General features: G+C 71.4%; 29 protein-coding genes. 18 read left to right on the forward strand and 11 right to left on the reverse strand.

Annotation, left to right across the window (positions count from 1 at the left end; all coding sequences use genetic code 11):
• Window positions 1–2 precede the first annotated feature (2 nt).
• The 4 genes from SNOUR_RS03695 (at window position 3) to SNOUR_RS03710 (ending at window position 3,450) form a co-directional block, all read left to right on the forward strand.
• Window positions 3–413, forward strand: coding sequence for a hypothetical protein (locus tag SNOUR_RS03695; protein ID WP_067343825.1), 411 nt, complete (start codon window positions 3–5; stop codon window positions 411–413).
• A gap of 300 nt (window positions 414–713) precedes the next feature.
• Window positions 714–1,373: a hypothetical protein gene (locus SNOUR_RS03700; RefSeq protein ID WP_312631825.1), complete on the forward strand. Its 660-nt coding sequence runs from the start codon at window positions 714–716 to the stop codon at window positions 1,371–1,373.
• Window positions 1,374–1,568: 195 nt separating this feature from the next.
• Complete coding sequence (locus SNOUR_RS03705; protein ID WP_067357642.1) at window positions 1,569–2,369, forward strand: alpha/beta fold hydrolase; 801 nt, start codon at window positions 1,569–1,571, stop codon at window positions 2,367–2,369.
• A 223-nt stretch (window positions 2,370–2,592) separates the two neighbouring features.
• Window positions 2,593–3,450 carry a DUF2127 domain-containing protein gene (locus tag SNOUR_RS03710; protein WP_067343828.1) on the forward strand — a complete coding sequence of 286 codons (858 nt, stop codon included), beginning with the start codon at window positions 2,593–2,595 and terminating at the stop codon, window positions 3,448–3,450.
• A gap of 129 nt (window positions 3,451–3,579) precedes the next feature.
• Here SNOUR_RS03710 and SNOUR_RS03715 read toward each other — a convergent pair whose 3' ends face one another.
• The 3 genes from SNOUR_RS03715 to SNOUR_RS03725 form a co-directional block, all read right to left on the reverse strand.
• Window positions 3,580–4,938, reverse strand: a complete 1,359-nt coding sequence (locus tag SNOUR_RS03715; protein ID WP_067343830.1) for an alkaline phosphatase — start codon at window positions 4,936–4,938, stop codon at window positions 3,580–3,582.
• A 182-nt stretch (window positions 4,939–5,120) separates the two neighbouring features.
• Window positions 5,121–5,945 (reverse strand): SDR family NAD(P)-dependent oxidoreductase, encoded by an 825-nt coding sequence (locus tag SNOUR_RS03720; RefSeq protein ID WP_067343831.1) that lies wholly within the window; start codon window positions 5,943–5,945, stop codon window positions 5,121–5,123.
• Window positions 5,946–6,009: 64 nt separating this feature from the next.
• The gene (locus tag SNOUR_RS03725; RefSeq protein WP_067343833.1) at window positions 6,010–6,408 is read right to left on the reverse strand and encodes a PPOX class F420-dependent oxidoreductase; all 399 of its coding nucleotides are present in this window, start codon (window positions 6,406–6,408) and stop codon (window positions 6,010–6,012) included.
• A gap of 287 nt (window positions 6,409–6,695) precedes the next feature.
• Between SNOUR_RS03725 and SNOUR_RS03730 the strand changes: the two genes are divergently transcribed.
• A complete protein-coding gene (locus SNOUR_RS03730) occupies window positions 6,696–7,235 on the forward strand; it encodes a TetR family transcriptional regulator (protein ID WP_067343835.1) in 540 nt (179 codons plus the stop codon).
• A gap of 51 nt (window positions 7,236–7,286) precedes the next feature.
• Here the strand turns inward: SNOUR_RS03730 and SNOUR_RS03735 are convergent, their stop codons facing one another.
• The gene (locus SNOUR_RS03735) at window positions 7,287–8,192 is read right to left on the reverse strand and encodes an SCO4651 family lipoprotein (protein ID WP_067343837.1); all 906 of its coding nucleotides are present in this window, start codon (window positions 8,190–8,192) and stop codon (window positions 7,287–7,289) included.
• 345 nt (window positions 8,193–8,537) lie between these two features.
• Here SNOUR_RS03735 and SNOUR_RS03740 point away from each other — a divergent pair, with 345 nt between their 5' ends.
• The gene (locus SNOUR_RS03740) at window positions 8,538–9,752 is read left to right on the forward strand and encodes a sensor histidine kinase (RefSeq protein WP_312631830.1); all 1,215 of its coding nucleotides are present in this window, start codon (window positions 8,538–8,540) and stop codon (window positions 9,750–9,752) included.
• A gap of 81 nt (window positions 9,753–9,833) precedes the next feature.
• Here SNOUR_RS03740 and SNOUR_RS03745 read toward each other — a convergent pair whose 3' ends face one another.
• Window positions 9,834–10,019: a hypothetical protein gene (locus SNOUR_RS03745; RefSeq protein WP_067343841.1), complete on the reverse strand. Its 186-nt coding sequence runs from the start codon at window positions 10,017–10,019 to the stop codon at window positions 9,834–9,836.
• A 326-nt stretch (window positions 10,020–10,345) separates the two neighbouring features.
• Here SNOUR_RS03745 and SNOUR_RS03750 point away from each other — a divergent pair, with 326 nt between their 5' ends.
• Entirely contained in the window at window positions 10,346–10,954 is a 609-nt protein-coding gene (locus SNOUR_RS03750) for an N-acetylmuramoyl-L-alanine amidase (RefSeq protein ID WP_067343842.1), read from the forward strand.
• A gap of 109 nt (window positions 10,955–11,063) precedes the next feature.
• Here SNOUR_RS03750 and SNOUR_RS03755 read toward each other — a convergent pair whose 3' ends face one another.
• Window positions 11,064–11,714, reverse strand: a complete 651-nt coding sequence (locus tag SNOUR_RS03755; protein WP_067343844.1) for a PadR family transcriptional regulator — start codon at window positions 11,712–11,714, stop codon at window positions 11,064–11,066.
• A gap of 162 nt (window positions 11,715–11,876) precedes the next feature.
• Here SNOUR_RS03755 and SNOUR_RS03760 point away from each other — a divergent pair, with 162 nt between their 5' ends.
• A complete protein-coding gene (locus SNOUR_RS03760) occupies window positions 11,877–13,097 on the forward strand; it encodes an FAD-dependent monooxygenase (RefSeq protein ID WP_067343846.1) in 1,221 nt (406 codons plus the stop codon).
• Between the two features lie 64 nt (window positions 13,098–13,161).
• Here SNOUR_RS03760 and SNOUR_RS03765 read toward each other — a convergent pair whose 3' ends face one another.
• Complete coding sequence (locus SNOUR_RS03765; protein WP_067343847.1) at window positions 13,162–14,112, reverse strand: LysR family transcriptional regulator; 951 nt, start codon at window positions 14,110–14,112, stop codon at window positions 13,162–13,164.
• 10 nt (window positions 14,113–14,122) lie between these two features.
• Window positions 14,123–14,428, reverse strand: coding sequence for a hypothetical protein (locus tag SNOUR_RS46950; protein WP_162494984.1), 306 nt, complete (start codon window positions 14,426–14,428; stop codon window positions 14,123–14,125).
• Between SNOUR_RS46950 and SNOUR_RS03770 the strand changes: the two genes are divergently transcribed.
• From SNOUR_RS03770 to SNOUR_RS03780, 3 genes are all read left to right on the forward strand, one after another.
• Entirely contained in the window at window positions 14,427–15,242 is an 816-nt protein-coding gene (locus SNOUR_RS03770) for a DMT family transporter (protein WP_312631838.1), read from the forward strand. The two genes, SNOUR_RS46950 and SNOUR_RS03770, sit on opposite strands and share 2 nt — an antisense overlap.
• Window positions 15,243–15,308: 66 nt before the next feature.
• A complete protein-coding gene (locus SNOUR_RS03775) occupies window positions 15,309–15,851 on the forward strand; it encodes a PadR family transcriptional regulator (RefSeq protein WP_067343851.1) in 543 nt (180 codons plus the stop codon).
• A 236-nt stretch (window positions 15,852–16,087) separates the two neighbouring features.
• Window positions 16,088–17,266: a DUF2306 domain-containing protein gene (locus SNOUR_RS03780; RefSeq protein ID WP_067343853.1), complete on the forward strand. Its 1,179-nt coding sequence runs from the start codon at window positions 16,088–16,090 to the stop codon at window positions 17,264–17,266.
• A 202-nt stretch (window positions 17,267–17,468) separates the two neighbouring features.
• On the opposite strand, the gene SNOUR_RS44475 is transcribed toward SNOUR_RS03780, so the two are convergent.
• The 3 genes from SNOUR_RS44475 to SNOUR_RS03790 all read right to left on the reverse strand — a co-directional run bounded on the left by SNOUR_RS44475 (window position 17,469) and on the right by SNOUR_RS03790 (window position 19,004).
• Window positions 17,469–17,786: a hypothetical protein gene (locus SNOUR_RS44475; protein ID WP_174717835.1), complete on the reverse strand. Its 318-nt coding sequence runs from the start codon at window positions 17,784–17,786 to the stop codon at window positions 17,469–17,471.
• On the reverse strand, window positions 17,767–17,907 hold the full coding sequence (locus tag SNOUR_RS47450) for a hypothetical protein (protein ID WP_174717836.1): 141 nt from the start codon (window positions 17,905–17,907) through the stop codon (window positions 17,767–17,769). Before SNOUR_RS47450 ends, SNOUR_RS44475 begins: the two co-directional genes overlap by 20 nt.
• A gap of 80 nt (window positions 17,908–17,987) precedes the next feature.
• Window positions 17,988–19,004 (reverse strand): AI-2E family transporter, encoded by a 1,017-nt coding sequence (locus SNOUR_RS03790; RefSeq protein ID WP_067343856.1) that lies wholly within the window; start codon window positions 19,002–19,004, stop codon window positions 17,988–17,990.
• Between the two features lie 509 nt (window positions 19,005–19,513).
• Here SNOUR_RS03790 and SNOUR_RS47045 point away from each other — a divergent pair.
• From SNOUR_RS47045 to SNOUR_RS03820, 7 genes are all read left to right on the forward strand, one after another.
• Window positions 19,514–19,669 carry a DUF6131 family protein gene (locus SNOUR_RS47045; protein ID WP_099055647.1) on the forward strand — a complete coding sequence of 52 codons (156 nt, stop codon included), beginning with the start codon at window positions 19,514–19,516 and terminating at the stop codon, window positions 19,667–19,669.
• A 138-nt stretch (window positions 19,670–19,807) separates the two neighbouring features.
• Window positions 19,808–20,155 carry an Ig domain-containing protein gene (locus SNOUR_RS03795; protein WP_067343858.1) on the forward strand — a complete coding sequence of 116 codons (348 nt, stop codon included), beginning with the start codon at window positions 19,808–19,810 and terminating at the stop codon, window positions 20,153–20,155.
• 97 nt (window positions 20,156–20,252) lie between these two features.
• Window positions 20,253–21,002: an HAD-IA family hydrolase gene (locus tag SNOUR_RS03800; RefSeq protein ID WP_067343860.1), complete on the forward strand. Its 750-nt coding sequence runs from the start codon at window positions 20,253–20,255 to the stop codon at window positions 21,000–21,002.
• Between the two features lie 237 nt (window positions 21,003–21,239).
• Window positions 21,240–21,503 carry a hypothetical protein gene (locus SNOUR_RS49150; RefSeq protein ID WP_376738497.1) on the forward strand — a complete coding sequence of 88 codons (264 nt, stop codon included), beginning with the start codon at window positions 21,240–21,242 and terminating at the stop codon, window positions 21,501–21,503.
• Window positions 21,504–21,665: 162 nt separating this feature from the next.
• A complete protein-coding gene (locus tag SNOUR_RS03810) occupies window positions 21,666–22,121 on the forward strand; it encodes a MarR family winged helix-turn-helix transcriptional regulator (protein WP_312631844.1) in 456 nt (151 codons plus the stop codon).
• Entirely contained in the window at window positions 22,106–23,374 is a 1,269-nt protein-coding gene (locus SNOUR_RS03815) for an MFS transporter (RefSeq protein WP_312635815.1), read from the forward strand. Before SNOUR_RS03810 ends, SNOUR_RS03815 begins: the two co-directional genes overlap by 16 nt.
• A 169-nt stretch (window positions 23,375–23,543) precedes the next feature.
• Entirely contained in the window at window positions 23,544–24,140 is a 597-nt protein-coding gene (locus SNOUR_RS03820; RefSeq protein WP_067343865.1) for a Type-2Aa cytolytic delta-endotoxin, read from the forward strand.
• Window positions 24,141–24,184: the final 44 nt, after the last annotated feature.

Consider the following 24,184-nt stretch of genomic DNA (forward strand, 5'->3'; position numbering starts at 1 on the left):
GGATGACCCCTCACCACCGCCGCACCCTCCACTGCGCGCTCATCGGCGCCGTAGCAGTCACCTCGCTGGGGGTCACCGCTGGGCCGGCTTCGGCCAAGTCCTCGCTCTCCTTCACCGCCGGCCCCCGCTCGGTCGGCCTGGGCGGCCTCGTCCGCGCCGCCGCCAAGGCGAGCGACGACAACGCCACGTTCAACAAGGTCTGCGTACAGCAGCGCTGGTCGGCCACCGCCTGGCACAACGTCGCGTGCTCCAAGCCCGCGCGGCACGCCGGAGGCGCCGTCAACGCCACCCTGCGCGTGAAGCAGCGCGGCCATCTCCAGCTGCGCGCGGCCCTCTTCGAAGGCCGCTCCGCCCAGGACCAGCACCCCAGGACCCGCTCGACCTCCCGCCCGATCACCGTCACGGTCCACTGAGGCGCCGCCCGGCGGTCCGCCTCAAGCCGCCGAGGGCGGGGAGTTGGGGCAGACCGGTGTCGCGCGGGACCACGAGCCGGGTTTCCCGGGTGCCCACCCTCGTCATTCCGGCCAGGTTTGCAGGCGATCCGCGACACGTTCCCCGACGGGGACGGCACCGGCCGACATCATGCACCCACCGCCCCAGTCACGTGCACGGCACACCCCACCGAACCGAACAGTAGTTCGCTTCGGTGTATCGGGGCGTGCAATGATCGCGGTATGTCGGTTTCTGTGCGGGTTTTTCGGGAGCGTGGGGCGGTGCCCGACCTCTGGTGCGACGACCGGACGTTCGCGGTGGTGGTGGCGCGCGAGGCCGGGACGGCCGTCGGGTCGTTCGCGGTGCTCGACCTGGGGGCGGCGGACCCCGGCCTCCGCTTCGTGGGAGTCGTGGCGGGCCCGGGGGACGTCCGGGTGCCGCTGGTGGAGGCGGCGGTGCCGGTGGTGCGGGACGCCGGGGGTCGGACGCTTCGATGGGTCGAGGAGACGGGCGAGCTGTCCCTGTCCGCTGCCGCCGCCCTGGAGCAGTTGGGGGCGGTCGCCGGGGACGAGGTCCATCGCTGGTGGCGCAGGGAGTTGGCGGCGGAACCGGCCGCCACGCCCGGCGACCGGGGCCCCGGGTCACCGACTGCGGAGGGCGCCCCCTTCCGGGTCGGGGTGGGCGATGCCTGGTGCGACGTCGAGGCGGACGACGGCCGGGCGGTGCTGGTGCACGAGCGGCAGGAGGAAGGGACGGCCGCATCGCTCGCGGCGCTCGTGTCGTTGGCGGTGCGCCGGGTGACGGCGGAAGCCCCGGGCATCCCGGCGGTCGAGACATGTGTGGCGCCTGGGGACGAGGTCTTCGAGGCGGCCCTGGTCTCGCTCGGCTTCGCGCCGACGACCCGGCGGGCGGTCGAATACCGCCTGGCGTTGGATGCCTGAGCGACGCAGGGTGCCTGACGAGCGACGGTCGGCCGGGGCGTTCCCCGCCGGTGAGGACGGACAGACCGGCACGGGCCCGATGCGATGTCCGGCTACTGGGTACCGATGATCGAATATCGGGTAGCAGTTACCCGGTGCTCGGGACGGTCCCGTTGCGCCGGCCTCGGCAGAGGCCAGTCAGATGAGGGGATGGCGATGTCCGACTCGACCTTGGGCAACCACACCGTTCGGTCCGAACTCTCCATTGGTGGGCGCCGGTTGTCGTACCTCGACTTCGGCGGGGACGGCCGTCCCTTGGTCGCGCTGCACGGCCACATATCCGAGGGCGTCATGTTCACCCGCCTCGCCGGGGCACTGGGTCCCGAGTGGCGGCTGATCGCCCCTGACCAGCGCGGCCAGGGCGAGTCCGAACGCGCCGACGACTACACCCGCGAGGGATATCTGGCCGACGTCCGAGCCCTCCTGGACCATCTGGCGCTGGACCGGGTGGTGCTGCTCGGCCACTCCATGGGCGCCGTCAACGCCTACCAGTTCACGGCCCGCCACCCCGAGCGCGTCAGCGCGCTGATCAACGTCGAAGGGCCGGTGGAGCTCGAACTGGACGGTCCCAACCCGCTCGCGTTCCTGCTCGACCTGCCCCGCCGGGCGGCCACCCGCGAGGAACTCGCCGCGGGTCTGGGCCCGGCCGGCTCCCAGTTCTCCGACCGGCTGCGGCAGAGCCCGGACGGCAGTTGGCGGCTGCCGTTCCACCCCGACGACATGTTCCGGTCCGAGGAGGAGGTGCACGGCGACTACTGGGACGACTGGACGTCCAGCAGCTGCCCCGCCCTGCTGATCCACGGCACCAAGGGGTATGTGCCGCCCGCCGAGGTCCGCGGAATGGTCGACCGCCGCCCCGGCACCGTGGCGGTCCAGCTGGACGGCGACCATCTGCTGCCCACCGGTGTCCCGGAAGCTTTCGCCGCCGCGGTCCGGGACTTCCTGGCCACGCTGTAGCGCCGGAGATGGGGGCGGCGGGCGCCTTGCCCGAGGGGTGAGGCATCCCGCGCGGACGGGCGCCGCACCGCCCGCCGCCCCTGCCGTACGCGCCGCCCCACCGCATTTCCCGGGATCGCCGGCCCGCGTGACCCAGACTGACCCCGGACGCCCGCGCGGTACCGCCCCGGTACCGCCGCACAGGCACCCGCGGAACCAGGACCGGGTCGCGACGGAGGAACGTATGGCGGAGGAGGACGGCGACGCACCGGCTCCGGTGCCCGGAACGGGCGACGACCGGCGGCGGTTGCGCTACGAACTGCTGAGCTGCGCGCTGCACGGTCACCACCTCGAAGGCGTGGGCGCGGAACGGGTGCGGCCGACCGACGGCCTGCTGGTCCGCGAGGACCCGGAGGGACTGCGCTGGCACCGGTGCCTGCGGTGCGATGCCTGGGTTCCGGTGACACCCCGACCACAGCCCGACCGTCCGCACCCACCCGACCGGGACGAGATCGCCCTCCCGCTGCGCGGCAAGCCCCTGCGCGACCGCTATGTCCTGCGGCTGATCGCGCTGGACCGGCTGCTGCACTTCGTGGTGCTCGGGGCGTTGGCCACCGGCATCCTGGTCTTCGCAGACAAGCGCGCGAGCCTCCAGGCACCGTTCTACCGGTTCATGGACCTGCTGCAGAACGGCGTGGGCGGGGCCGGGGGCGTCTCCGACCGCGGGCTGCTCGGCGAGGTGGCCAAGGCGTTCGCGGTGCGCTCGTCGACGTTGTGGCTGATCGGTCTGGTGATCGCCGCCTATGCGCTGTTGGAGGGTGTCGAGGCGGTCGGACTGTGGTTCGGCAGACGGTGGGCGGAGTACCTCACGTTCGTCGCCACCACCGTCCTGCTGGCCCCCGAGGTCTACGAGCTGCTCTCCCGGGTGACCGTCACCAAGGTCCTCACCCTGCTCGTCAACCTCGCGGTGGTGATCTACCTGCTCTTCGCCAAGCGGCTGTTCGGCGTGCGCGGCGGCGGCCGTGCCGAGGCCGCCGAGCGCGCACGGGACGTCAGTTGGGAAGCACTGGAGCGGGTGCCGCCCGCCCGGACCGCCGACTGAACGCCACCGGCGCCGGCGTCTCGGTGCCCTCGTCGACCGCCGGCCTCCCGGCCGCGGTGAGCCGGCTGATCACGCCGAACGTGAGGGGGAGACCGATCGCCGGCCTCCCCCTCCGCGCCTGGTGCACCCTTACTTCAGGCCGAGCGCCCTGCGGATCGTGGTGAACAGGTCGGTCTGGTTCGTGATGCCGAGGACCCGGTACGCCTGCGGGCCCTGGGCGGCGATCCGCACCTGGGTACCGGTGTGCTCCTGCGACTGGCCCGGGGTGTTGGTCGAGTAGTTGACCTTGAGCTGCTGGCCCTCGTTGGTGACAAGAGTGGAGCTCAGGCCGGGCGGGGTGGCCTCCAGCGGCACGATCTGGCTGGTGTGGCCGTGGTCGGCGGTGGTCACCACGAGCGTGTCGGGGTGCTTGGCCGCGTAGTCGCGGGCCACCTTCACCGCGCGGTCGAACGCGGCGGTCTCGCCGATCTGACCGCACGGGTCGGCCGCGTGGTCCTGCTTGTCGATCGACGCGCCCTCGATCTGGAGGAAGAAGCCCTTCTTGGCGTGCTTCTGCTTGGCCTCCAGGAGCTGGATCGCCCTGGTCGCCGAATCGGCGAGGCTCGGGGTGGACGACGGGCGGTTGGGGTTGGAGGTCACGCACCGCTGCGGGGCGGTCCCGCCGACCGCCGCCGGCCTACCGGTCCACTCGGTCGGCACATTGCCCGACGCGAACAGGCCGAGGACCGGCTTGCCCGCCTTGACGCCCTTCAGACCGGCGCCGTCGGTGACGACCTGGTAGCCCAGCTTCCGGGCCTGCTCGGTGACCGTCAGGCCCTTGTACCTGCCCTCGGTGACCTTCTGGTCGAACCGCTGCTTCCCGCCGCCGAACAGGACGTCGACCTTGTGGTTGACGGACTGCTCGGCGATGGAGCCCGGACCGCCCTTGGCGAGGGTGTCGGTGGGGCACTTGGCCATGTCGCCGGGGCCCTGGCAGGAGCGGTCCGTGGCGTGCGCGGCGAGCACCGCCGGGGTGGCGTCGGTGAGTTCGGCGGTGGTGACGCTGCCGGTCGCGTAGCCGCCCCGCTGCGCCAGTTCGAGGATGGTGGGGACGGCCTTGTCGGTGTCCGGGGTCTTGGAGATACGGCCGTTGACCGTCTTGCGGCCGGTCGCCCAGCCGGACCCGCTCGCGGCGGAGTCGGTCACGTAGTCCGGGGTGCCGTCGGCGTGGACCGCGTAGGTCGTGTAGGCGCCCGTGAGCGGGAACCCGTCCATGTTCAGCCGGCCGCCCGCGCCGACCACGTAGTCGCGGGCGAGCGTGATCTCGGAGTCCCCCATGCCGTCACCGATGAGCAGGATGACGTTCTTCGCCTTGCCGCCCTTGATGGCGTGCTGGGCCTGCTGCACGGTGTCGGAGGCGCCGGCCGCGGTGGTCACGGCCACGGCGGCCGCGGTGGCGGCGACCAGGGCGGTGGCGGCCATGACGTGACGGCGGGAGGGTCTGTGCATGAAACGTCTCCTTGAAGATCCGTGGGACGTGGACGTCCGGTCCAACGCGCCCCAGCCCACCAGTCGTTGGTGAACCAAAGGTGACGTCATGCCAGCAGCACCGCAGCCGCCGCGTAACGGGACGGCGCGGAGGCGGGGAGGGACACGGGGCCGGGGCCTTCCCCTCGCCCGCCGCCGCTCGCTCAGGCGCCGCCCAGCAGCAGTTCGGTCTCGCGCCGGAGCCGCCGTGCCTGAGCGACCTCGAAACCGGGGCCGTCGACCCGGAGCGGCGCCCCCTGCACCACGGCGCTCAGGGGCGCCTGGGGTGGGTTGTCCAACACCGCGGCGAGCGGCCGTACGGCTTCCTCGACCGGCTGCGCGGCGCGTCGGATGGCGTCGACCTGGGCCTGCACGGCCGGGGTGTACTGCCCGGAAAAACTGGTGTCGACCGTACCGGGGTTGACCAGTACGTACCGGGTCCGTGCCGCCGGCCAGGCATCCGCGAAGCCGACGCCGAGCAGGTCGTTGAGCCGCCCGCCCTGTGCCAGGGCCCGCTGCCCGTCGTACGCCCGGGCGAGTTGGAGGTCTTCCCAGGCGATCTCCCCGGTGCCGCCGGGACCGGCGACATTGAGGATCACCGGGGCGTCGGCGGCTTCGAGCAGTTCGACCAGCCCGTGGCTCAGCAGAAAGCGGCTCAGGTAGAAGTGCGCGAAGGTGTTCTCGAACCCCTCGTCGGTGACCAGCCGCGTGGTCCGAAAGTGCCTGGCGCAGAGCACCAGGGCGTCGAGTTTGCCGAAGGACGCGCGCAGGGCGTCGATCACCGCCCGGTTCTCGGCCACCGAACCGAGGTCCGCGGGCACGAAGTGCGCCCGCTCGGCGGCCCCTTGCTCCCGCGCCGCGGCGAGCCAGGCCGTCCCCTTCTCCAGGCTGCGGCCGACGACCACCACCTCCTCCCCCTGCCCCAGATACCGGAAGGCGAGCGCCTTGCCGATGCCGTCCGTGCCGCCCGTGATGACGTATGTCTTCATCCTCGTCCTCGCTCTCCGACGCCGTCGATCAACGCTTCGCCTCGCCCACCCCTCGGCAACCGGCTCACAGGAACCGCGCCGCGATCTTCTCGGGAGTGAGGTGCACGGTGACCAGCTCCGGCAGCCGGGCGTACGTCTCCGGGTTGTGCTCGGCATAGGTCAACCCGGTGTATTTCAGGGACAGTTCATCCATCCGCTGTCGACTTCCCGCGCTCTCCAACCGCGCGGTGCCGCTGAGCACGGCGTAACCGTAGGGCTCGTCCGGCGGATTGACCGTCACGCTCAGCCGTGGATCGCGGCGCAGATTGCGGATCTTGCGCTTGTCGACGCCGGTGACGAAGAACAGGTCGCCGCCGTTCCGCCCCACCCAGACCACCGACTGGTGCGGACTGCCGTCCGGTTGGAGGGTCGCCACCGTCACGAAGACCGGGGAGTCGAGGACGCCCGTCAACTTCTCCGACATGGTCGCGGACTTCCTCCCGGAATCCTTCGCAGTCTCGTTCACGGTCTCCTTTGCGGACTCGTTCGCGGTCTCGTTCGCGGGCATGCGGGTTGGGCTCACGTAGCGCTCCAGAGGTGAGGAGGGAAGCCAGGCACCTCGCCGAGGGGTCTCGACGCCGGGCGGACCGGCACGACCGATCGGCGGCCGCAGCAGTTGACACAACTATGTGACAGTTATCGAGAGAACCGCAATCCCCTAGTGGTTCTTTCTGGCCAATCGGCCTCGCACACGCCTAAGATCCCGTCACGATGAGAGCTGATGCCGCACGCAACCTGGACGCGGTCCTGCAGACCGGAGCACGCCTGCTGGCGCACGATCCCGCGACGAGCATCGCGGCGATCGCGACCGCCGCGGGCGTGGACCGGCGCACCGTCTACCGTCGCTTCAGCACCCGCGAGGCGCTGATGGCCGCCGTCCACACCGCCAAACTCGACGCCTGCGAAGACGTCCTCGCGCAGGCCCGGTTGACCGAGGCGCCCGTGACCGTGGCACTGCACCGGTACGCCGAGGGCATCATCACCGTGAGCAGGAAATGGCCGGTGGATCTCCAACAGGCGCGGGACGAAGCCGCAACCGCACGCCTTCAGCGACTGCTCCAGCACCTCGACGCGTTCATGGCGCGGGCCGTCCGCGAGGGCGTCCTCCGCCCGGGCCTCCCGGACCGCTGGGCGCGCACCCTGCTGACGCATCTCACCAACATGGTGTCCCACGAGATGCCCGAACTGACCCCCGCGCAGGGAGCCGACCTCGTGACCCGGTCCCTGCTCACCGGGCTGGGGCCGAACTGACGCCGGTCCGCACCGACCCGATCGACCCCGCCCGCGTTCGGTTCCCGCCGGTCAGTCGCGCTGCGCCATGAGGTCCCGGAGGACCTTCAGCACGTCGGCGGTGTCGTCGGCGGGCGGGGCCTGCACCGCCGCCTTGGCGCCGTAGTCGGAGTAGCGCGCGCTGGTCTTGATCGTGCCCTGCGGAGTCCTGATGTCCACGTCCATCTTCACGGGGTAGTCCTGGCCGTTGACCCAGACGTCGTAGTCGTAGCTCTTGACACCCGACTTCTTGATGTTCGCGAAGAGCTTCTCCCGCTGCTCGGCCGTGAGGTCGGTGACGGACTTGAGCGACCCGAGCCCCGCCTCGACGGCCAGCGAGCCCCGGTAGTGCTCGGCGTGCTCGCCGTCGACCTCGCCGCCGCCCAGGTGCTTGACGTCCGGCGAGCCGAGCAGCATCGCGAGTTGCTGCGACGGGTCCTGGTTCATGTCGTCCAGGCCGGCGGTGACCTGCCGCATGAGGGCGTTGTCGCCTGACTGGGCAGCGGCGTCCCGGAGGTCGAACTTGCCCCACCGCTTGCCGTCGAACGCCTCGGTCCGCTTGCCCATGTCCACGTAGACGGCATTGTCGAGCCACACCATGTGCGACTTCTCGGCGCCGCCCGCCCAGCCCCCGAGCGGGCTCTCGCTCATGGTCACGTCCATGACCATCGGGTCCCATCCCATGACGCCCGACATCTTCGTCTCGCCGCCGTCCGGCAGCCCCGCCGGCATCGACATGCTCATCGTGACCTTCGCCGACTTCGCCGCCGCGGTCTTCTTGTAGGCGACCGTGAGCGCCTGGATCGGGGTGCGCCCGGAGTCCCCGCCGGAGCCGTCCCCCGCGGCCTTCTTCGCGCCTTGCTGGCAGCCCGCCACACCTGCCAGTACGGCCACCGCCATGAGCGAGACGCCGGTGCGCCGCGCGATCCCCTTCCGCATGCCCCACCCCTTTTTGTCCGCCTCCGGGAAATACGCACACACCGTAATGCATTGGCCTGACATTTATCGAAAGAGATGATCCGGCCGTACCGCGCGCCCCCGCCACCTCCCCAGCGTCTTTATCACCACTTTCCTTACTGCCGATTTACGGTTCCTTTGAGCACTATGGGTATGTCTTGGCAACTTTCGTGTGCCTCAGGGCACCTGAGGAAGAATCAAAGGACCACCAGTGCGCCCACCCGTCATCCCGATGTCAGCCTCCGCACCCAGCCCGGCGGAGCATCGGAGCTGACGACCATGGCGAACTCCCCGCAATCCACCGCGACACTGGTGCCCCTCCCCTCGATGCCCGCCCGAAGCCCGCTTCCCGATCCGCGCCACCGCTCCGCGCCATGGCTACGCCCCACCATCCGGATACGGCTCACGCTGCTGTACGGCGGCATGTTCCTGATGGCCGGCGTCGTACTGCTCACGATCATCTTCTTCTTCGCGGCCCAAACCCTCAAAGAAGGCACTCCGGACTTCAGGGTCTTCGGCACCAACCTGAGGGTCAGTAACGTCAACTGCCCCATCCTGCCGACGTCCGGCAGCGTCGATGAGATCAACGCGGCGATCAGCGCCTGCATCCAGGACCAACGCACCCTGGCGCTGGGCCAGTTCCTCAACCGTTCGTTGTTGGCGTTGTTGGGGTTGACGATCGTGGCGTTCGCGTTCGGTTATGCGATGGCGGGGCGGGTGTTGTCGCCGTTGGGGCGGATCACGCGGACCGCGCAGCGGGTGGCGGGGTCGGATCTGCATCGGCGGATCGAGTTGGGTGGTCCGGATGACGAGCTGAAGGAGTTGGCGGACACCTTCGACGAGATGTTGGACCGGTTGGACCGGGCGTTTGAGTCGCAGCGGCGGTTCGTGTCGAACGCGTCGCATGAGTTGCGGACGCCGTTGGCGATCAATCGGACGTTGTTGGAGGTGCAGCTGGCGGATCCGCAGGCGTCGCCGGAGGTGCAGCAGCTGGGGAAGACGCTGTTGGCGACGAATGAGCGCAGTGAGCAGTTGGTGGAGGGGTTGCTGCTGCTGGCGCGTAGTGAGAACAAGATCGTGGACAAGCGTCCGGTGGATCTGTCGGAGGTGGCCTCGCAGGCGGTGGATCAGACGCGTGAGGAGGCGCAGGCCAAGGGGGTGCAGCTGCGCGGGGTGCGGCAGCAGGTGTTCGTGCAGGGCAACGGGGTGCTGCTGGAGCGGATCGCGTTGAATCTGGTGCAGAACGCGGTGCGGTACAACGTGCCCGAGGGCGGTTGGGTGGAGGTGACCACGGAGCCGCAGCCGGGGTGCGCGGTGCTGGTGGTCTCCAATACGGGGCCGGTGGTGCCGGCGTACGAGGTGGAGAACCTCTTCGAGCCGTTCCGGCGGCTGCGTACGGAGCGGACCGGCAGCGACAAGGGCGTGGGCCTTGGCCTGTCCATCGTCCGGTCCGTGGTCCGCGCCCACGACGGCACCATCACCGCCGAACCCCGCGAAGGCGGCGGACTCGACATGCGCGTCGTCCTCCCACATGCACCGTGATGTTCGCGGGCTCCCTCGGCTGGTCGGTGGCAGGGGCGAACGTCCCCTGCCACCGACTCGCCGGCTCACGCCCGCCCTGCCTCACTGATCGTCCGGCACCGCCGGCAGCGCCCGTTCCGCGTCGCGGGACGCGACGAGGATGGACAGTGTGCTCCGGGCCTCACGCCGCAGTTCCTCGCGCCGCGCGAAGGCGGAGGTGAAGGCGAGAACCGAGACCGTCGCCGCATACAGGGCAACACCAACAGCAGACAGGAGCCCGATACTCATCGGGCACGCACCTTTCTTCCCCCCACTCGGGTACGCCCGGCCGGCCAACGGACCGGGGTGCGCGCTGCGCTTCCACCCTACGCGCCCTGTCAACACCCTTACGCCACCGCGTCCCACGCCGCCCTGCCACCGTCCCCGCTCACCGGTTCCCCGTGTCGAAGCCGGGACGTGCGGCGGCCCGCAGGTAGTTTTCGGGGGGGACAGTCACTCGTCCAGTCACTCATCCAGTCCTCGTCCAGTCACTCGTTCCACATGCTCAGGCATTGCGGCCGGAGGGAGCGACCCACCATGCGTCCGCGCTTCTTCTCATCGCCGTGGAGGCCCCGGTGAACCGCGACGAGCGGGCGCTCGGCCGTCGGCATCTCGTGACGGGGCTGGCCGCACTCGCCGCCACCTCGGCGTGTTCGGGCTCGGGCACCCCGGAGCCCGGCGCCGGCGGCGCGGCACCGGGCTATCCGCAGGCGCAGTGGGTTCCCGCCAACATCACCAACTTCACCCCCGCCGACCGGCCGGCCAGTCATCCCGTACAGATGGTGATCGTGCACATCACGCAGGAGACGTTCCCCGACACCCTGATGCTGTTCGGCCGTCCCGGCTACCGCGCCTCCGCCCACTACACCCTGCGGTCCCAGGACGGTTACCTCGCCCAGTCCGTGCAGGAACACGACGTCGCCTGGCACGCCGGCAACACCACGTACAACTGGCGCAGCATCGGGGTGGAGCACGAGGGTCGGGTCGACGAACCCCGCTGGTTCACCGATGTGCTCTACGAGCGATCGGCCGCGCTGACCGCCGCGATCTGCCACCGCTACGGCATCCCGATCGACCGCCACCACATCATCGGCCACAACGAGGTGCCCGGCGCCGACCACATCGACCCCGGCCCGCTGTGGGACTGGCCCCGCTATATGCGGTTGGTGGCCGCTGCGTTCTGACCACTGCACGGCGGACACCGCGGGCGCGGTGACCGCGAGCAGTCCCGGGTCGTGCGGTGGTGAGGAGCGGTGTCCGGCGCGGTCCGCCCAACTCGCCGTTCTCCCAGCCCTATTCGGCGGCCTCGGTGGATTCGTGTGCTGCGAGGGCGTCCGCGCCGGGCTCCGCAGCCTCCTGGAACGCCTCCAGCAGCTCCGGGGACCAGGTCAGGCTGCCGTCCCGCAGGTCGTCAAGCACCCCTTGGAGCCAGCGCTCCTCCGCGCCGACGACGGCGAGGAGGTATTCGTTCTCGATCAGCGTGATCCGTGGGAGTCCGGCCGGGGCCGCGGCGTTCTGGCGCTCCAGTTCGGCGCGCTGGGCCGCGATCCGTTTCCGGCGCCGCTCCAGGATCGGTGCCACCTCGTCCGGGCTGAGCATCAGCATGTTCGACAGCGCGGCCGGGAACACCGGGAACTCCGCCTTGGGGACCGCCAGCATCTGCTCCAGCCACTGGCGAGTGACCGCCCGCCCCTCGTCGGTGACCTCGTAGACCGTCCGCTCCGGGTACTGCTGATCGCGCTCGGTGTGCCGGACGGTGATCAGGCCGCCGGTCTGCAGCCGCTCGATGGTGCGGTAGAGCCCGGCCCGCTGGCCGACGTTGACCACCTGCTCCTTGCCCCACAGCTTGAGCAGTTGCTGGATGCCGTAGGGGTGCAGCGGGCGGTGGTGCAGCAGCGTCAGCACGGTGAGGCCGAGTGGCGAGCTCTTCACGGCGGCGGTCATGCAGGTCATCGTAGTCAACGACGTAACTAGTTGCATTGAGACTAGTTACTTTGCAACTATGTAGGACGTCGGCGCGGCGGCGTACACGCACCGCCGTCGCCGGTGCGACGCGAACGATCCATGCACTTCACAACGATCCACGCACTTCGACTTGGAGCGGTTATGGACCTCAACGGCGGGCTCGGCGGCCACGGCGCCCGGACGCGGACGGCACTGGTCATCGGGGGTGGGGTGGCGGGGCCGGTGACGGCACTCGCGCTGCGCAGGGCAGGCATCGCGGCGATGGTCTACGAGGCGTACCCGACCGCCGCGGACGGGGTCGGCGCCTGGCTGGGCCTGGCGCCGAACGGGCTGGCGGCGCTGACGACGGTCGGTGCCGACGCGGCGGTGCGCGCGGTGGGCGAGCCGGTCCCGGGGATGGTGATGGCGGACGGTGCCGGCAATCACTTCACCCGTTTCGACGGCTTCCCCGAGCTGCCCCCCACGATGACGATGCCGCGCGACCGGCTGTTCCGGGCACTGGCCGATCATGCGGCCGGCGAGGGCATCCGGTTCGAGTACGGCAAGCGGTTGGTCGACGCCAAGGAGACGCCCGAGGGCGTCACGGCCTACTTCGCGGACGGCACCTCCGCCACCGCTGACCTGCTGATCGGGGCGGACGGCATACGTTCCACGGTCCGCACGGTGATCGATCCCCAGGCACCCGCGCCCGAGTACGGCGGAGTGCTGAGCTTCGGCGGCTACGCGGCGGCGGACTGCGGCATCGACGCCGAGGTCGAGGTCGCACCAGGCACCATGTACTTCGCGTTCGGCCGCGCCTTCATGGGCTACTGGCGGGGTGCGGACGGCCGACTGATCTGGTTCGCCGGACTGCCCACGGACACCCCGCCGAGCCAGGACGAGCTGGCGCGGGTGCCCGCCACCGAGTGGATGAGCAGGCTGCGCGACCTGTACACCGGCCACGTGCCCGGTGAGCTGCTGCTGCGGCACAGCGCCCCCGATGCGCTGATGGTCGTGGGCCAGATGGAGCGGATGCCGTCCGTACCGCACTGGCACCGGGGGCGGATGGTGCTGGTGGGCGACGCGGTGCACGCGCCCTCCTCCAGTTCCGGGCAGGGCGCCTCACTCGCCATGGAGAGCGCGGTCGAACTGGCCCGCTGTCTGCGCGATCTCCCCACCCACCGCGAGGCGTTCGCCGCCTACGAAGCACTACGGCGCCCGCGTGTGGAGGCGATCGGGCAGAACGCCGCGGCCGTCAACAAGGTCAAGGCGGGCAAGAGCGCCGCGCCCGCGCCGGCGATCGGGGCGCCCGAGGAGATGTTCCGCGCGCTGCACTTCCATCGGATCGCCTGGGAGGAGACGGTGACGACGGACGGCAGGTGACGAGCGGAGGGTGAGCGGCGGCGGGTGAGGGGTGCGCGGTACCGGCGGCAGCGGCAGCGGCCGGTCACCCGTCCTCGCCGTCGCCGTCCGGCACCTCCGGCACCGCGGTCGCGACCGCGGCCGCGATCGCGCTCAGGCAGGCGCGGACCGGCGGGCTCTGCGCGCGGGCGAGCCAGGCGGCCCGGATGTCGCGGCGGAGGGCCGGGCGGGTGGAGAGGAAGCGTACGTCGGGTGGGGCGGGGCGGCGCGACATGGCCGGGGTGAGACTGGCGGCCACGTTGCGGGAGACCAGGGCGAGTTGGGTGAGGTGGTCGGCGAGGAGGTAGCGGATGTCGGGCTCGACGCCGCGGGTGCGGAGCGTCTGGACGAGGGTGTCGTGCGGCTCCGTACCGGGCGGGCAGCAGGCCCAGGCGGTGTCCGTGAGCGCACCGAGATCGGCGTGGGCGGCGAGGTCGATGGTCGAGCGCCCGGCGAGCGGGTGGTGCGCGGAGAGTGCGACATAGACCTCCTCGCTGATCAGGGTGCGGAGCGCGACACCTTCCGGGACGGCGAGGGGGCGGGTGGTCCAACTCTCGACGAGGAGGAGGTCCAGCTCACCGTCGACGAGGCGGGGCAGCAGGTCGACGGCCTCGCCGTCGAGGACCGTGGGGGTGAGGCGAGGGTGCTCGGCGGCGAGGGCGGCGAGCGCGTCGGGCAGCAGGGTGCGCACCGCGCTTCCGACACCGCCGATGCGGAGGGGGCCCAGTACCTCGCTCCCGAGGTCGGCCAAGTCCGCTTGTGCGGCGGCGAGTTGCTTGATCAGTCGATCGGCGTGGCCGGCCAGGACGCGGCCGGCGTGGGTCAGGCGGACGCTGCGGCCGTGCGGTTGGAGGAGGGGGTGACCCGCTTCGCGTTCCAGTTTCGCCAGTTGCTGGGAGACCGCGGAAGGCGTCATGTGCAGGGTGCGGGCGGCCCGGGCGATCGATCCGTGGGTGGCGACGGCGGCGAGCGCGCGGAGCCGATCAATGCTGAACACGTTAGGGATGCTACCGATTATTGGGCTTGAACCATTGCTTTTTGTTTATGGTGCGGCCAGGCACAGTGGATGGCATGACGCGTGCAAACGAGTCGTTGACATCGGGCAAGTCGGCTTCGGGGACGTCAGCTTCGGGAAAGTCGCCACCGGGAAAGTCGGCGTCGTCGAGGTCGACATCGGGAGAGACGTCAACAGGCGTGCGGGCGTGCGTCGTTGGCGCACCGAGGTGGCGGTCTTCGCCGTTCGGATGGGCAGGGCGTCCCGTCGTACTGGCCATCGCGGGATCGGCGTGCATCTCCGCCTCGGCCGTCTTCATGAAGCTCTCCGGGACGAACGCGGGCACGGCGGCCTTTCTGCGCTGCGCGTTGGCGCTGTTCCTGCTGGTTCCGCTCGCCTGGGGGGAGGTGCGACGGGTCGGCGCCCGGCCGTTGCGCTATCAGCTGATGGACATCGGCGCCGGTGTGCTGCTCGGCGTGGACATGGTGTTCTGGGCGGCCGGCGTCCTCGACGTCGGCGCTTCGGTCGCCACGGTGTTGCTCAACGTCCAGGTCGTGGTGTTCCCGTTGCTCGCCCGGCTGGTGTCGGGGACTCGGCTGACGGGACGGTTCCTGCTGATGGTCCCGCTGATGTTGGCCGGGGTGGCGCTGGCGAGCGGGGCGCTCGGGCGCCCGCAGGCCGGCAGCGATCCGGTCGCCGGGGTGACGTTCGGGACGGCGGCGGGGGTGACGTACGCGGGATACCTGTTCCTGATGCGACTGGGCGGCGGACGCGAGCACACCGTCACTCCGGTGTGCGTCTCGACCGCGGCGGCCGCCGCGACGGCCGCCGTGCTGGGCGGCCTGTGGACGGGGATCGATCTGGATCCGGGCTGGCCCGCGTGGGGCTGGCTGATCACGCTCGCCTTCGTCGGGCAGGTGCTCGCCTGGCTCCTGATCACGGCCGCACTGCCGAGGCTGGCGCCGAACGTCGGTGCCGCCCTGTTGCTGCTCCAGCCGGTGATGGCCTTCGGGTTGGGGGTCGCGATCGGCGAGCGGCCCACTCCGACCCAGGCCGTGGGCTGCGCCCTGGTGGTCGCAGCGGTCTGGCACACGGGCCGGACGCCGCGGGAGCGCCGGAGGGGGGCCGGGTGAGGCGGCGGGCGCCCGGCCGCATCGGGGGCGGCCCGCGCGGGCGCCCCGCCGCGATACCGTCACCGCATGGCTGATTCCCACAGCGCCGATCCCCGTCTGACCACGCCGTCCTTCCTCGTGCTCGGCTTCATCGACCAGTTGGGCGAGGCCACCCCCTACGACGTGAAGGTCGAGGCCGGCCGCACGGTGGCCCCGTTCTGGTCGATGCCGCATGCGCAGGTCTACGCGCAGTGCGACCGGCTCGTCGCGGCGGGACTGCTGTCCGAATCCCGGCAGTCGGGCGGTCGCAACCGGCGGTTGCTCAAACTGACTCCGGCAGGCAAGGCGGCCTTGGCGGAGTGGCTCGCCGACTCGACCTTCGTCCCGGTCGAGGCGCGGGAGCGCGGCATCCTCAAGCTGTGGTTCGGCGGCCGGCCGGAGGTCCACTCCCCCGTCCAGATCAGCGAACACCACCGCACACTGGCGGAGTACGAGGAACTCGCCGAGAGCGTGGGGGAGTTGCTGACGCGGGGGCAGCGCGAGGCGCTGGAGTTCGGCATCCGCTACGAGCGGATGATGATCGATTTCTGGCAGTGGGTGGAGCAACGGGGCGACCAGCGGGGCGAGTAGGCCGCGCCGGGCACACGACACCCACACACACCCTTCCCCTGCGCACATCCGCCCATTTCCCACCAAGGATGCGCGCATCGCACCGGCACGCGGCGCGGAAGCCGCGCCGGCCATTGACCGCGGACCGGATCACCCCTACCTTCTCGACAGTCCAGTTAGGACCATCCATTTTTGACTATTGCCGGGCACCGGGCACCGGGCCCGTCGGAGACCGGGCCGCGATCCAGGGAGTCGCCATGAACCGTCCGAGGAGGGCCACTTGGCGCCGCGCGGCCACCATCACGGTGGTCGTCGTCTGCGTGGGGTACGCGCCGATCGCGATGACCGAGCTGTGGCCGTACGCGCACCGGGGCGCCCCCGCCTTCGGTGAATGGCTGCTGGGCCGGGCGATGTCCCCGCGCTATGTCGCGGATGCCCTGGCCACCCGCATCGGACCGTACGGCCGCAGCCTGGCCGCGATGATCTTCCATTCGGTGCTGGGCGGCGTGCTGATGCTGCTCGGGCCCGCGCAGTTGATCTCGGCGATCCGACGGCGCAGGCGGCTGCACCGCGTCCTGGGCGTGGTGTTCGCGCTGACGGTGTACGCCTCGATGGCGGGCGCGGCGATCTACCTGGCGCGGACCGCGCCGCGCGACGCGTTCAGCGGGCCGGCGTTCTGGATCGTGCTCGCCACCATCCTGGTCGGCACCGTCATGAGCGTCACCTTCGGCATCCTCGCGGCGGTCGGCAACTTCCCCGACCTGCACCAGCGTTGGATGCTGCTGTGCTACGCCTACCTGATGACCGCGCCGCTGCTGCGCCTGGAATGGGGCGCACTCCCGGCGTTCCTCCCCGGTCTCTCCATGGCGGACGTCAACCGCGTCGCGATCATGCATCTCGGGGCCGTCGTCGCCTTCGGAGCCCTGGTCGCCTCGCGCGCGATGGACAAGCGGGACGCATCCCCCGGGGTCCGCGGCACCTGGGTGCCGACGCCGGTGCTGGTCACGGCGCACGTGGCCGGCGCGTCGGCGCTCGGCTGGCTCGTCAAGTCCGCCCTGGGGTGGGGCAGCGGCGGTTCCCGTCTGATGGCCGCCTACCTGATCCCCTTCGCCGCGGCCTACGCCACCATGTTCGTCTGCCAGCGGCGGGCGGGCCGGGACGGCAGGAGCTGGGCGCGCGAGGAGTGGCGGCTGCATCTGGTCGCGCTGTGCCTGGCTCCGCCGTTCTCCGCCGCGGCGGGGCTGCTGTTCGAGCACTATGCGGGGCTCGACCGGCCGACGGCACTGGCCGCGGGGATCGCCATCGGCTGCGGGATGTTGGCCTTCGCGGCGACCGCGGCGGTGAGCCTGCGGGTGATGGTCGGACGCGAGGTGCTCAAACGGGAGCGACTGGCCGCCGCCCCCCGGCCGGACCGGGATCCGGCGCCGGTGGGGTGAAACCCGTTGCCCGTCGGACGCACGGTGCCGGCGACGACACCGGAGGCGGAGGAGAGATGACCGGGGCAGCGGACGATACCGGGGCCCTCACATCCACTTCGACTGACCGGTGGCTGGGGCTGGGACCGGCGCTGGGACCGGGGCTTGTTGCGAGGCCGGAAGAGCGGGCGGGGAGCGGGCGGGGCGACCTGCGTGCCGGGCCTCAACGACCCACTTCGCGGTATCGCTCGGACAGCCGGACGACCTCTCCGGCCAACGGCTCCAACTGCGGTTCCTGGCGCGCCGCGGCCCGTGCCAGGCGGGCGATCGCCGCGGACCACCTCGCGTCCGCCCGGCCCGCCGCACTCCCTTCGGCCGCTTCCAGCGCTGCGGGCTCCTCACCGATGCGGGCGAATCCACGGTCGAGCAGGCCGCGGGCTTCGTCGGGGCGGTGCCGGGCCAGGGCCTTCACCGCGCCGGTGGCATTGGCCAGCGCACTGGCCGGCCGCGACCACTCCCCCTCACGACCACTCCCCCTCACGGGCGCGCGCCCGGGGGTCGCCCCGGTCGTAATCCTCGTCGGCGGCGACGGACTCCGCCCGTACGGACAGGTCGAGCCGCCAGAAGAGCACGAGCGCCTGGCGATCCGATGCGCACCGCATGGCGGCATGCCTAGGTCAAGTCCGACGGGTCAGGGCCGGGGCCGCGGTCGGGGCGAGGGTGCCGCCGGTACGGGCGCGGGTCAGCCGGACCGCCGCGGGCTCCGCAGCGCCCCGTACACCGACCAGGCCACCGACACCAGCGGCACCGCGACCACCGCCCCGAGAACACCCGCCGTGACGCCCCCGCAGACCACCGCCAGCGCCACCACCATCGGGTGCAGGCTCACCGCGCGGCTCATCACCACGGGGTGCAGTACATGCCCTTCGAGCTGTCCGACGAGCACGATGAGCAGGATGACGAGCAGCGCCACCAGGGGCCCCTTGGCCGCCAGGGCCACCACCGCGGCCACCGCCAGCGCCACCGGTGAGCCGATGAGCGGGACGAAGGCGGCGAAGAACTCCAGCACCGCGAGCGGCAGGACCAGCGGCACGCCCAGTACGAAGAGGACCACGCCCACGAGGACGGCGTTGGTGGCGGCGATCAGCACGATGCCGCGGGTGTAGCCGGTGAACGTGGTCCACGCCGCGCGTCCCGCGGTACCGACCGGCCGGCGTCCGCGCTCCGGGAGCTGACCGCCGAACCAGAGCCACATCCGGGCGCCCGAATGCAGGAAGAAGACCGAGCAGAACAGAGCCAGCACGCCGACCGTCAGCACCTCCGCCAGCCGGCCCACGCCGCTCACCGCGGTGTTGATGAGGTTGGCGCGGTTGGTGGACACGAAGTGGGAGATCCACTCCTGGAGGTGGGAGAGCGAGCCGGGCTGGAGGCGGAACGGCGGGCCTTCGAGCCATCGCTCGATCCTCGCCACGCCCCCGGTGAACACCAGGCGCAGACCGGGCCACTCATCGGCCACGTTGGCCCCGATCAGGCTCAGCACACCGACCAGGAGCAGGATCCCGAACAGCACCCCGACGGTGACCGCCGCGGCCCGCGGCAGCCACCGGCCCAGCAGGTTCGTCAGCGGTTCGAGCAAGGCGGTGAGCACCAGCCCCAGGAACACCGCCAGGGTGACGAGGTGGAACCGCCCCAGCACCACGAACACCACATAGACGGCGGCGCCCACGACCAGCAGCCGCCAGCCGTACGCGGCGGCCATGCGCAGCGACCTGGGTACGGCGACGGCCTCGCGCGGTCGTGGGGCCGACGTCCCACCGGTCCGCCGCACGACGAGCCATCGACGCCGATGCGGGACGGCTCGCTGTGCGGCGGACGCGGCATCCCGCGGTCTGCGGGTGGGACCGGCCCTGCGGGGTCGGTTCGGCACGTTGCGCCGCCACCTCCTCCCGCCCGCGGGCCTTCACGGGGACCCTCCTGCCACGGGGCCCCGAAGAGAGCGGTATCACCGCCGGGAGGGGATCGAACACGACCGGCCGGTATTCCCCCGAAGGCACCCGGCCGGGCCACCCGGGGCGCCGGTGGGCGGTCGCCGGACGACGGCCACGGGCGACGATCACGGCCGGCGGTCGCCGACCGCGACCGCCGGCCCTGATTCGGGCCCTGACCTGGTCCTTTATGCCTGCCGCACCCCTCGGTCAGCAGAAGTTGCCGTTACCACAACCGGGGCACACAGTGAAAGAGGACGCTCTCACGAGATCGGAGCACATCGTGGTCGTTCTCGGCATCATCTTGCTCGTCATCGGCCTGGTCGCCGGCCTTTCCATTCTGGTGACGATCGGCGGCATCCTGCTCCTCATCGGGGCGGTCCTGTGGCTGCTCGGTGTGATGGGGCACGCGGTCGGCGGACGGCGTCACTACTGGTAGCGGCCCACGGACGGCGGCCGAGGGAACGGGGCACGGCGGGAACACGGCCCGGGGCCGCAGCGGCTCACGGGCCTAGAGGAACGGTCAGTCGCCAGTCGTCCAGGAAGCCAGTAGCGCCAGTAGCCAGTAGGAGACGCTATGAGCACGGAAGCGGGCTACGGCCGGACGTACGCCATCCAGCCGGCCGGCGGAATCGGCCAGCACGCCGCCCACCACCAGACCTTCCCCCACACGCTGAAGGCCCGGGTCGTGGACATCCAGGACCAGGCACCGGTGGCCGAGCTGCCGGTGACCTTCGTCTGGGATTCGATGAGCCAGCAGGCGCTGTTCGAAGGCGGCGAGATCTCCGTGACCGTCCTCACCGACCCTCAGGGTTACGCGGAGAGCCCGCGGCTCACGGCCGGCGACGCCGCCGGCACCGCGACCTTCACCATCACGGCGGCGGGCGCCCCGCCGGCCCATGTGGAGATCATGGTCGACCACTGACCGACGTCCGACGGCGCCCCTCCGCCCCCGAGCGGCGTGGCGCCCGACCACCGGCAGCACCCCCAGCGCCGACAGGGGCATGCGGTAGAAAGTCCGCATGCCTCGCCTCCCCGTCTGTGGCCCCGAGGGCCCCCTGCGCGTCACCGCGACCACCGCTCCCCCGGCGCCGCACGCCGGCTCCGAACCCCCGCTCCGGGCCGTCCTGTTCGACTTCTCCGGGACCTTGTTCCAGATCCGCTCGTACGCGGAAAGAATTCGTGCGGTGCTGCCACCACCGGTGGACGACGCGGCAATGGACCACATCCTCAACGGACTTGAGGCGGGCCTCGCGGACCCCGGCGTGCGGGAGGCGCAGCGCGCCCGCGACGTCTCGGCGGAGGCCCACCGGCACGCCTTCACCACCTGGTACTCCTCGGTGCCCGAGCTGGCGCCGGTCGCCGAGGCGCTGTACCGGCAGCTCAGGACCCCCGAGTACTGGCAGCCGTACGCCGACACCGCTTCCACGGTGCGGCAACTCACGGACGGCGGGCTGGCGTTGGGCGTGGTCAGCGATATCGGATGGGAGCTGCGCCCCACCTTCGCCCACCACCGGCTGGACCACTTCTTCTCCTCCTGGGTGCACTCCTACGAACACGGCACCGAGAAGCCGGATCCGCTGCTGTTCCACCGTGCGTGCGAGGAACTCGGCGTCGAGCCGGCCGCCGCGCTGATGGTGGGCGACCACCCGGCGAAGGACGGCGGCGCCGCCGGTGCGGGGCTGCGTTCCTACGTCCTGCCGGCGGGCGCCGTGCCCGGCTCGCACCGTGGGCTGGCGGCCGTACTGCGCCTCGCGCGACTCGCGTCCTGACCCGGGGGACAGACCCTAGGACCGAGCTCGTGCGCGGCGTACGAGTGGTGCTCATCGGCGGGACGTCGAATGTCGGCAAGTCGACGGTGGCCCAAGTGGTCGCCGAACGGCTGGGGTTCGCCTGCCGGTCGACGATTTGATCACCTCCGTGCTCGACCACTACGCGCGGCTGTGGCCCCGCATCGAGGAACTGGTCACGGCCCATGCGGACGGCGCCCGTCCGTCGTCCGCGCCCGTGTGCGCACCGCCGGCCGCTACGCGGCGGCAACGGCCGCGGAACGGCACCTCATGGACAAGTTCCTGGCCCGGACCGAGCGCTATCAGACGCTGATGCTGTCCGTGGTCCACCGCCTCGGCCTCGATCACCTCGACGCCGGGGACGGCCGGACGCCCCAGGAGCTCGCCGACGCGGTGCTGGCGGCCGCCGCCGCGCAGCACGCGGTGGGCCGCCGGCCGTCCGGGATCGCGCCGGACGGCCACGACTCCCCCCTCACGTCGTAGGTGTCTCCAAGCCGTGGGTACCTCACGACCTTGAGGACATAACGGCACTTACATAAGTGCTGTTACTGTGGCGGGATGGCAGAGACGGGCGAGACGCGGAAAGAAGATCCCGGCGCCGGCGTGGGTGATCCCAGTCGGGAGAGTCTGTGGCGGCCGTTGCGGGTGCTGCAGGAGGCGATGGATGCGGAGATCGCGCGCATCTACGCGGAGCGGCGGATCGAGGGACTGAAGCCGAGTTTCGTGATGGAACTGCTGCGGCTGCACGCCTGTGGGCCGATGACGATCGGCGCGTTGGCGGAGTCGGTCGGCCGGACGCATTCGGCGCTCAGTCAGAAGGTGGCCGCGATGCGGGCGGCCGGTTGGGTCGAGACCGTTGCCGGTGCCGATGCGCGGAGCAAGGAAGTGACGCTGACGGAGCAGGCCCGGGGGGTCATCGGGCGGCTGGCGGCGGAGTGGCGGGCCACCGAGGCCGCGGTCGCCGAGATCGAGGCCGAGGTTCCGTATCCGCTCAGCCGGGTCGTCACCGACATCGAGCGGGCGCTGGAGCGCAAGAGCTTCCACGACCGGATCGCGGAGAAGCTGGCGGAGGATCCCGCGTGGGAATGCGGCACGCGCTGATCGACGTCACGCCGCTGCGCGCGTCGCCGGCCTTCCGGCGGCTATGGGTCGGGCAGACGCTGTCCGGCTTCGGCGGCCAGATGACGGTCGTCGCCGTGATGTTCCAGGTGTGGCAGCTGACGCACAGTACGACGTGGACGGGTGCGGTCGCGCTGGCTCAGGCCGTACCGCTCATCGCACTCGGGCTCTTCGCCGGGACGCTCGTCGACCGCGTGGACCGGCGGAGGTTCTACGTGGCGATGACGGCGGGGCAAACCGCCTGTTCGGTGGTGCTGGCGGTGCAGGCGTACGTCGGCGGCGTGCCGGTCGGGGCGGTGGTGCTGCTGGTGGCCGTGCAGTCCTGTTGTGTGGCCGGGGGCGGGCCGGCGTCGAAGACGTTCGTTCCGGCCCTGTTGCCGCGGGAGCAGTTGGCGGCCGGTCTGGCGTTGCGGCGGATCTCCTTCCAGGGTGCGATGTTGGTCGGGCCGGCGGTGGCCGGACTGGTGCTGGGCACGTTGGGCGCCGGTGCCTGCTACACGATCGACGCGGTGAGTTTTGTCGCGGCGTTGTACGGGGCGCTGGGGTTGCCGAAGCGGGTCGCGGAGGGGGAGGCGAGTGCCCGTTCGGGGCTGCGGGGCGTTCGGGACGGGCTGGCCTTCCTCGTCCGCACGCGGGTCGTCCGCGGGGCGTTGCTGACGGATCTGGCGGCCACCGTGCTGTCCATGCCGATCAGCCTGTTTCCGCTGATCAATGCCGAGCGGTTCGGGGACAGTCCGCGCACGCTCGGCCTGTTCCTGTCCGCGATCGCGGTCGGCGGGGTCGGTGCGTCGCTCTTCTCCGGGACGTTCACCCGGAGTGCGCGACCCGGTCTGGTGATGCTCGGCGGCTCGGCGACCTGGGGATTGGCGCTGGCGCTCTGCGGCCTCGCGCCCAACAGGTGGCTGGGGTTGGCCTGTCTGGTCCTGGCGGGCGCGGCCGACACGGTCTCCGTGGTGTCCCGGAGCACGCTCGTCCAGTCGCACACCCCGAACGAGATGCTCGGGCGGGTCGGCGCGGCCGAGCAGATCGTGGGCCAGGCCGGCCCGGACCTCGGCAACATGCGGGGCGGGTTGGTGGCGGATGCGACGTCGGGTGCGGCGGCGTTGGTGAGCGGTGGGGTGTTGTGCGTGGGCGCCGTGGTGTTGGTGGGGGTCGTGACGCCGGGGTTGGGGTGGCGCTCCCGGGACTCCGCGGATGCGACGGGGGGACGGCGCGCGACAGCGGCCGGTTCGTGAAGCTGCCGGGTCCCCCCGCGGGACCGGTCGACGTCAGCTCAGGAGGTGTCGAGGTCGGTTCGGGAGCGGTCGGGGTCGGTTCGGGGCGAGGGTGGTGGCCGCCCCCCGGATGCGGCGGGTGCATACTGCCCGTCGGCGCGACGCGATTTCCCGTATGTGAGGAGCAGTCATGTCCGATCAGCCCGCCACCGGGAAGACGACCTTCAAGGCCGTCTTCGAGGTGCGCCCGGACGTCCTGGAGCAGGCGCGGGCCCTTGCCGAGAAGTTCCAGTACGCGATCGCGCCGGCCACCGTCGACTTCGACTTCGGCGAGATCAGCCGGGCCGCGAGCGCCGTTCCCGACGGTGCCACCGTGAAGATCGTCCGCGGCTGGGGGCTCCAGGAGACCGCGCCCGTCGGCGTCATGGTGATGTCGCTCCGGGAGGCCGTCCGCCAGGCGCTGGGCCAGCCGTTCGGCAACTCCGCGTTCTGGGAGCGGGCCGAGGCCGCGCTCACCGAGGTCTTCGTCGGCCTGGACCGCCAGGAGGGCACCCACCTGTCCTTCTACGGTGACGCGCCCGACAGCACCGGCTACTACTACAACCTGCTGTTCGCGCTCCACGACGAGGAGACCGAGGGCTTCGTCTACGCCCTCGCGTTCTGTGTGAACGTGACGATCGGTCTGAGTGCGGACAAGGCCGGTGCGCTCGCGGTGGACGACGTCGCGCAGTGCGCTATCCGGGTCAACGCGATCACGGTGCGTCAGCCGGTGCGCGCGGCGGCCTGATGACGGTGGTGGGGAGCGCTCCCCACCACGACCGCGACCGCGGC

Source organism: Streptomyces noursei ATCC 11455, assembly GCF_001704275.1.
GTDB classification, from domain to species: domain Bacteria; phylum Actinomycetota; class Actinomycetes; order Streptomycetales; family Streptomycetaceae; genus Streptomyces; species Streptomyces noursei.

Excerpts from the sequence above, each read along its gene's own strand:
- SNOUR_RS03695 (WP_067343825.1), top strand. The coding sequence starts at position 3 with ATGACCCCTCACCACCGCCGCACCCTCCACTGCGCGCTCATCGGCGCC.
- SNOUR_RS03705 (WP_067357642.1), top strand. The coding sequence starts at position 1,569 with ATGTCCGACTCGACCTTGGGCAACCACACCGTTCGGTCCGAACTCTCC.
- SNOUR_RS03710 (WP_067343828.1), top strand. The coding sequence starts at position 2,593 with ATGGCGGAGGAGGACGGCGACGCACCGGCTCCGGTGCCCGGAACGGGC.
- SNOUR_RS03715 (WP_067343830.1), bottom strand. The coding sequence starts at position 4,938 with ATGCACAGACCCTCCCGCCGTCACGTCATGGCCGCCACCGCCCTGGTC.
- SNOUR_RS03720 (WP_067343831.1), bottom strand. The coding sequence starts at position 5,945 with ATGAAGACATACGTCATCACGGGCGGCACGGACGGCATCGGCAAGGCG.
- SNOUR_RS03725 (WP_067343833.1), bottom strand. The coding sequence starts at position 6,408 with ATGTCGGAGAAGTTGACGGGCGTCCTCGACTCCCCGGTCTTCGTGACG.
- SNOUR_RS03730 (WP_067343835.1), top strand. The coding sequence starts at position 6,696 with ATGAGAGCTGATGCCGCACGCAACCTGGACGCGGTCCTGCAGACCGGA.
- SNOUR_RS03735 (WP_067343837.1), bottom strand. The coding sequence starts at position 8,192 with ATGCGGAAGGGGATCGCGCGGCGCACCGGCGTCTCGCTCATGGCGGTG.
- SNOUR_RS03740 (WP_312631830.1), top strand. The coding sequence starts at position 8,538 with ATGCCCGCCCGAAGCCCGCTTCCCGATCCGCGCCACCGCTCCGCGCCA.
- SNOUR_RS03745 (WP_067343841.1), bottom strand. The coding sequence starts at position 10,019 with ATGAGTATCGGGCTCCTGTCTGCTGTTGGTGTTGCCCTGTATGCGGCG.
- SNOUR_RS03755 (WP_067343844.1), bottom strand. The coding sequence starts at position 11,714 with ATGACCGCCGCCGTGAAGAGCTCGCCACTCGGCCTCACCGTGCTGACG.
- SNOUR_RS03760 (WP_067343846.1), top strand. The coding sequence starts at position 11,877 with ATGGACCTCAACGGCGGGCTCGGCGGCCACGGCGCCCGGACGCGGACG.
- SNOUR_RS03770 (WP_312631838.1), top strand. The coding sequence starts at position 14,427 with ATGAAGCTCTCCGGGACGAACGCGGGCACGGCGGCCTTTCTGCGCTGC.
- SNOUR_RS46950 (WP_162494984.1), bottom strand. The coding sequence starts at position 14,428 with ATGAAGACGGCCGAGGCGGAGATGCACGCCGATCCCGCGATGGCCAGT.
- SNOUR_RS03775 (WP_067343851.1), top strand. The coding sequence starts at position 15,309 with ATGGCTGATTCCCACAGCGCCGATCCCCGTCTGACCACGCCGTCCTTC.
- SNOUR_RS03780 (WP_067343853.1), top strand. The coding sequence starts at position 16,088 with ATGAACCGTCCGAGGAGGGCCACTTGGCGCCGCGCGGCCACCATCACG.
- SNOUR_RS47450 (WP_174717836.1), bottom strand. The coding sequence starts at position 17,907 with ATGCGGTGCGCATCGGATCGCCAGGCGCTCGTGCTCTTCTGGCGGCTC.
- SNOUR_RS03790 (WP_067343856.1), bottom strand. The coding sequence starts at position 19,004 with ATGGCCGCCGCGTACGGCTGGCGGCTGCTGGTCGTGGGCGCCGCCGTC.
- SNOUR_RS03795 (WP_067343858.1), top strand. The coding sequence starts at position 19,808 with ATGAGCACGGAAGCGGGCTACGGCCGGACGTACGCCATCCAGCCGGCC.
- SNOUR_RS03800 (WP_067343860.1), top strand. The coding sequence starts at position 20,253 with ATGCCTCGCCTCCCCGTCTGTGGCCCCGAGGGCCCCCTGCGCGTCACC.
- SNOUR_RS03815 (WP_312635815.1), top strand. The coding sequence starts at position 22,106 with ATGCGGCACGCGCTGATCGACGTCACGCCGCTGCGCGCGTCGCCGGCC.
- SNOUR_RS03820 (WP_067343865.1), top strand. The coding sequence starts at position 23,544 with ATGTCCGATCAGCCCGCCACCGGGAAGACGACCTTCAAGGCCGTCTTC.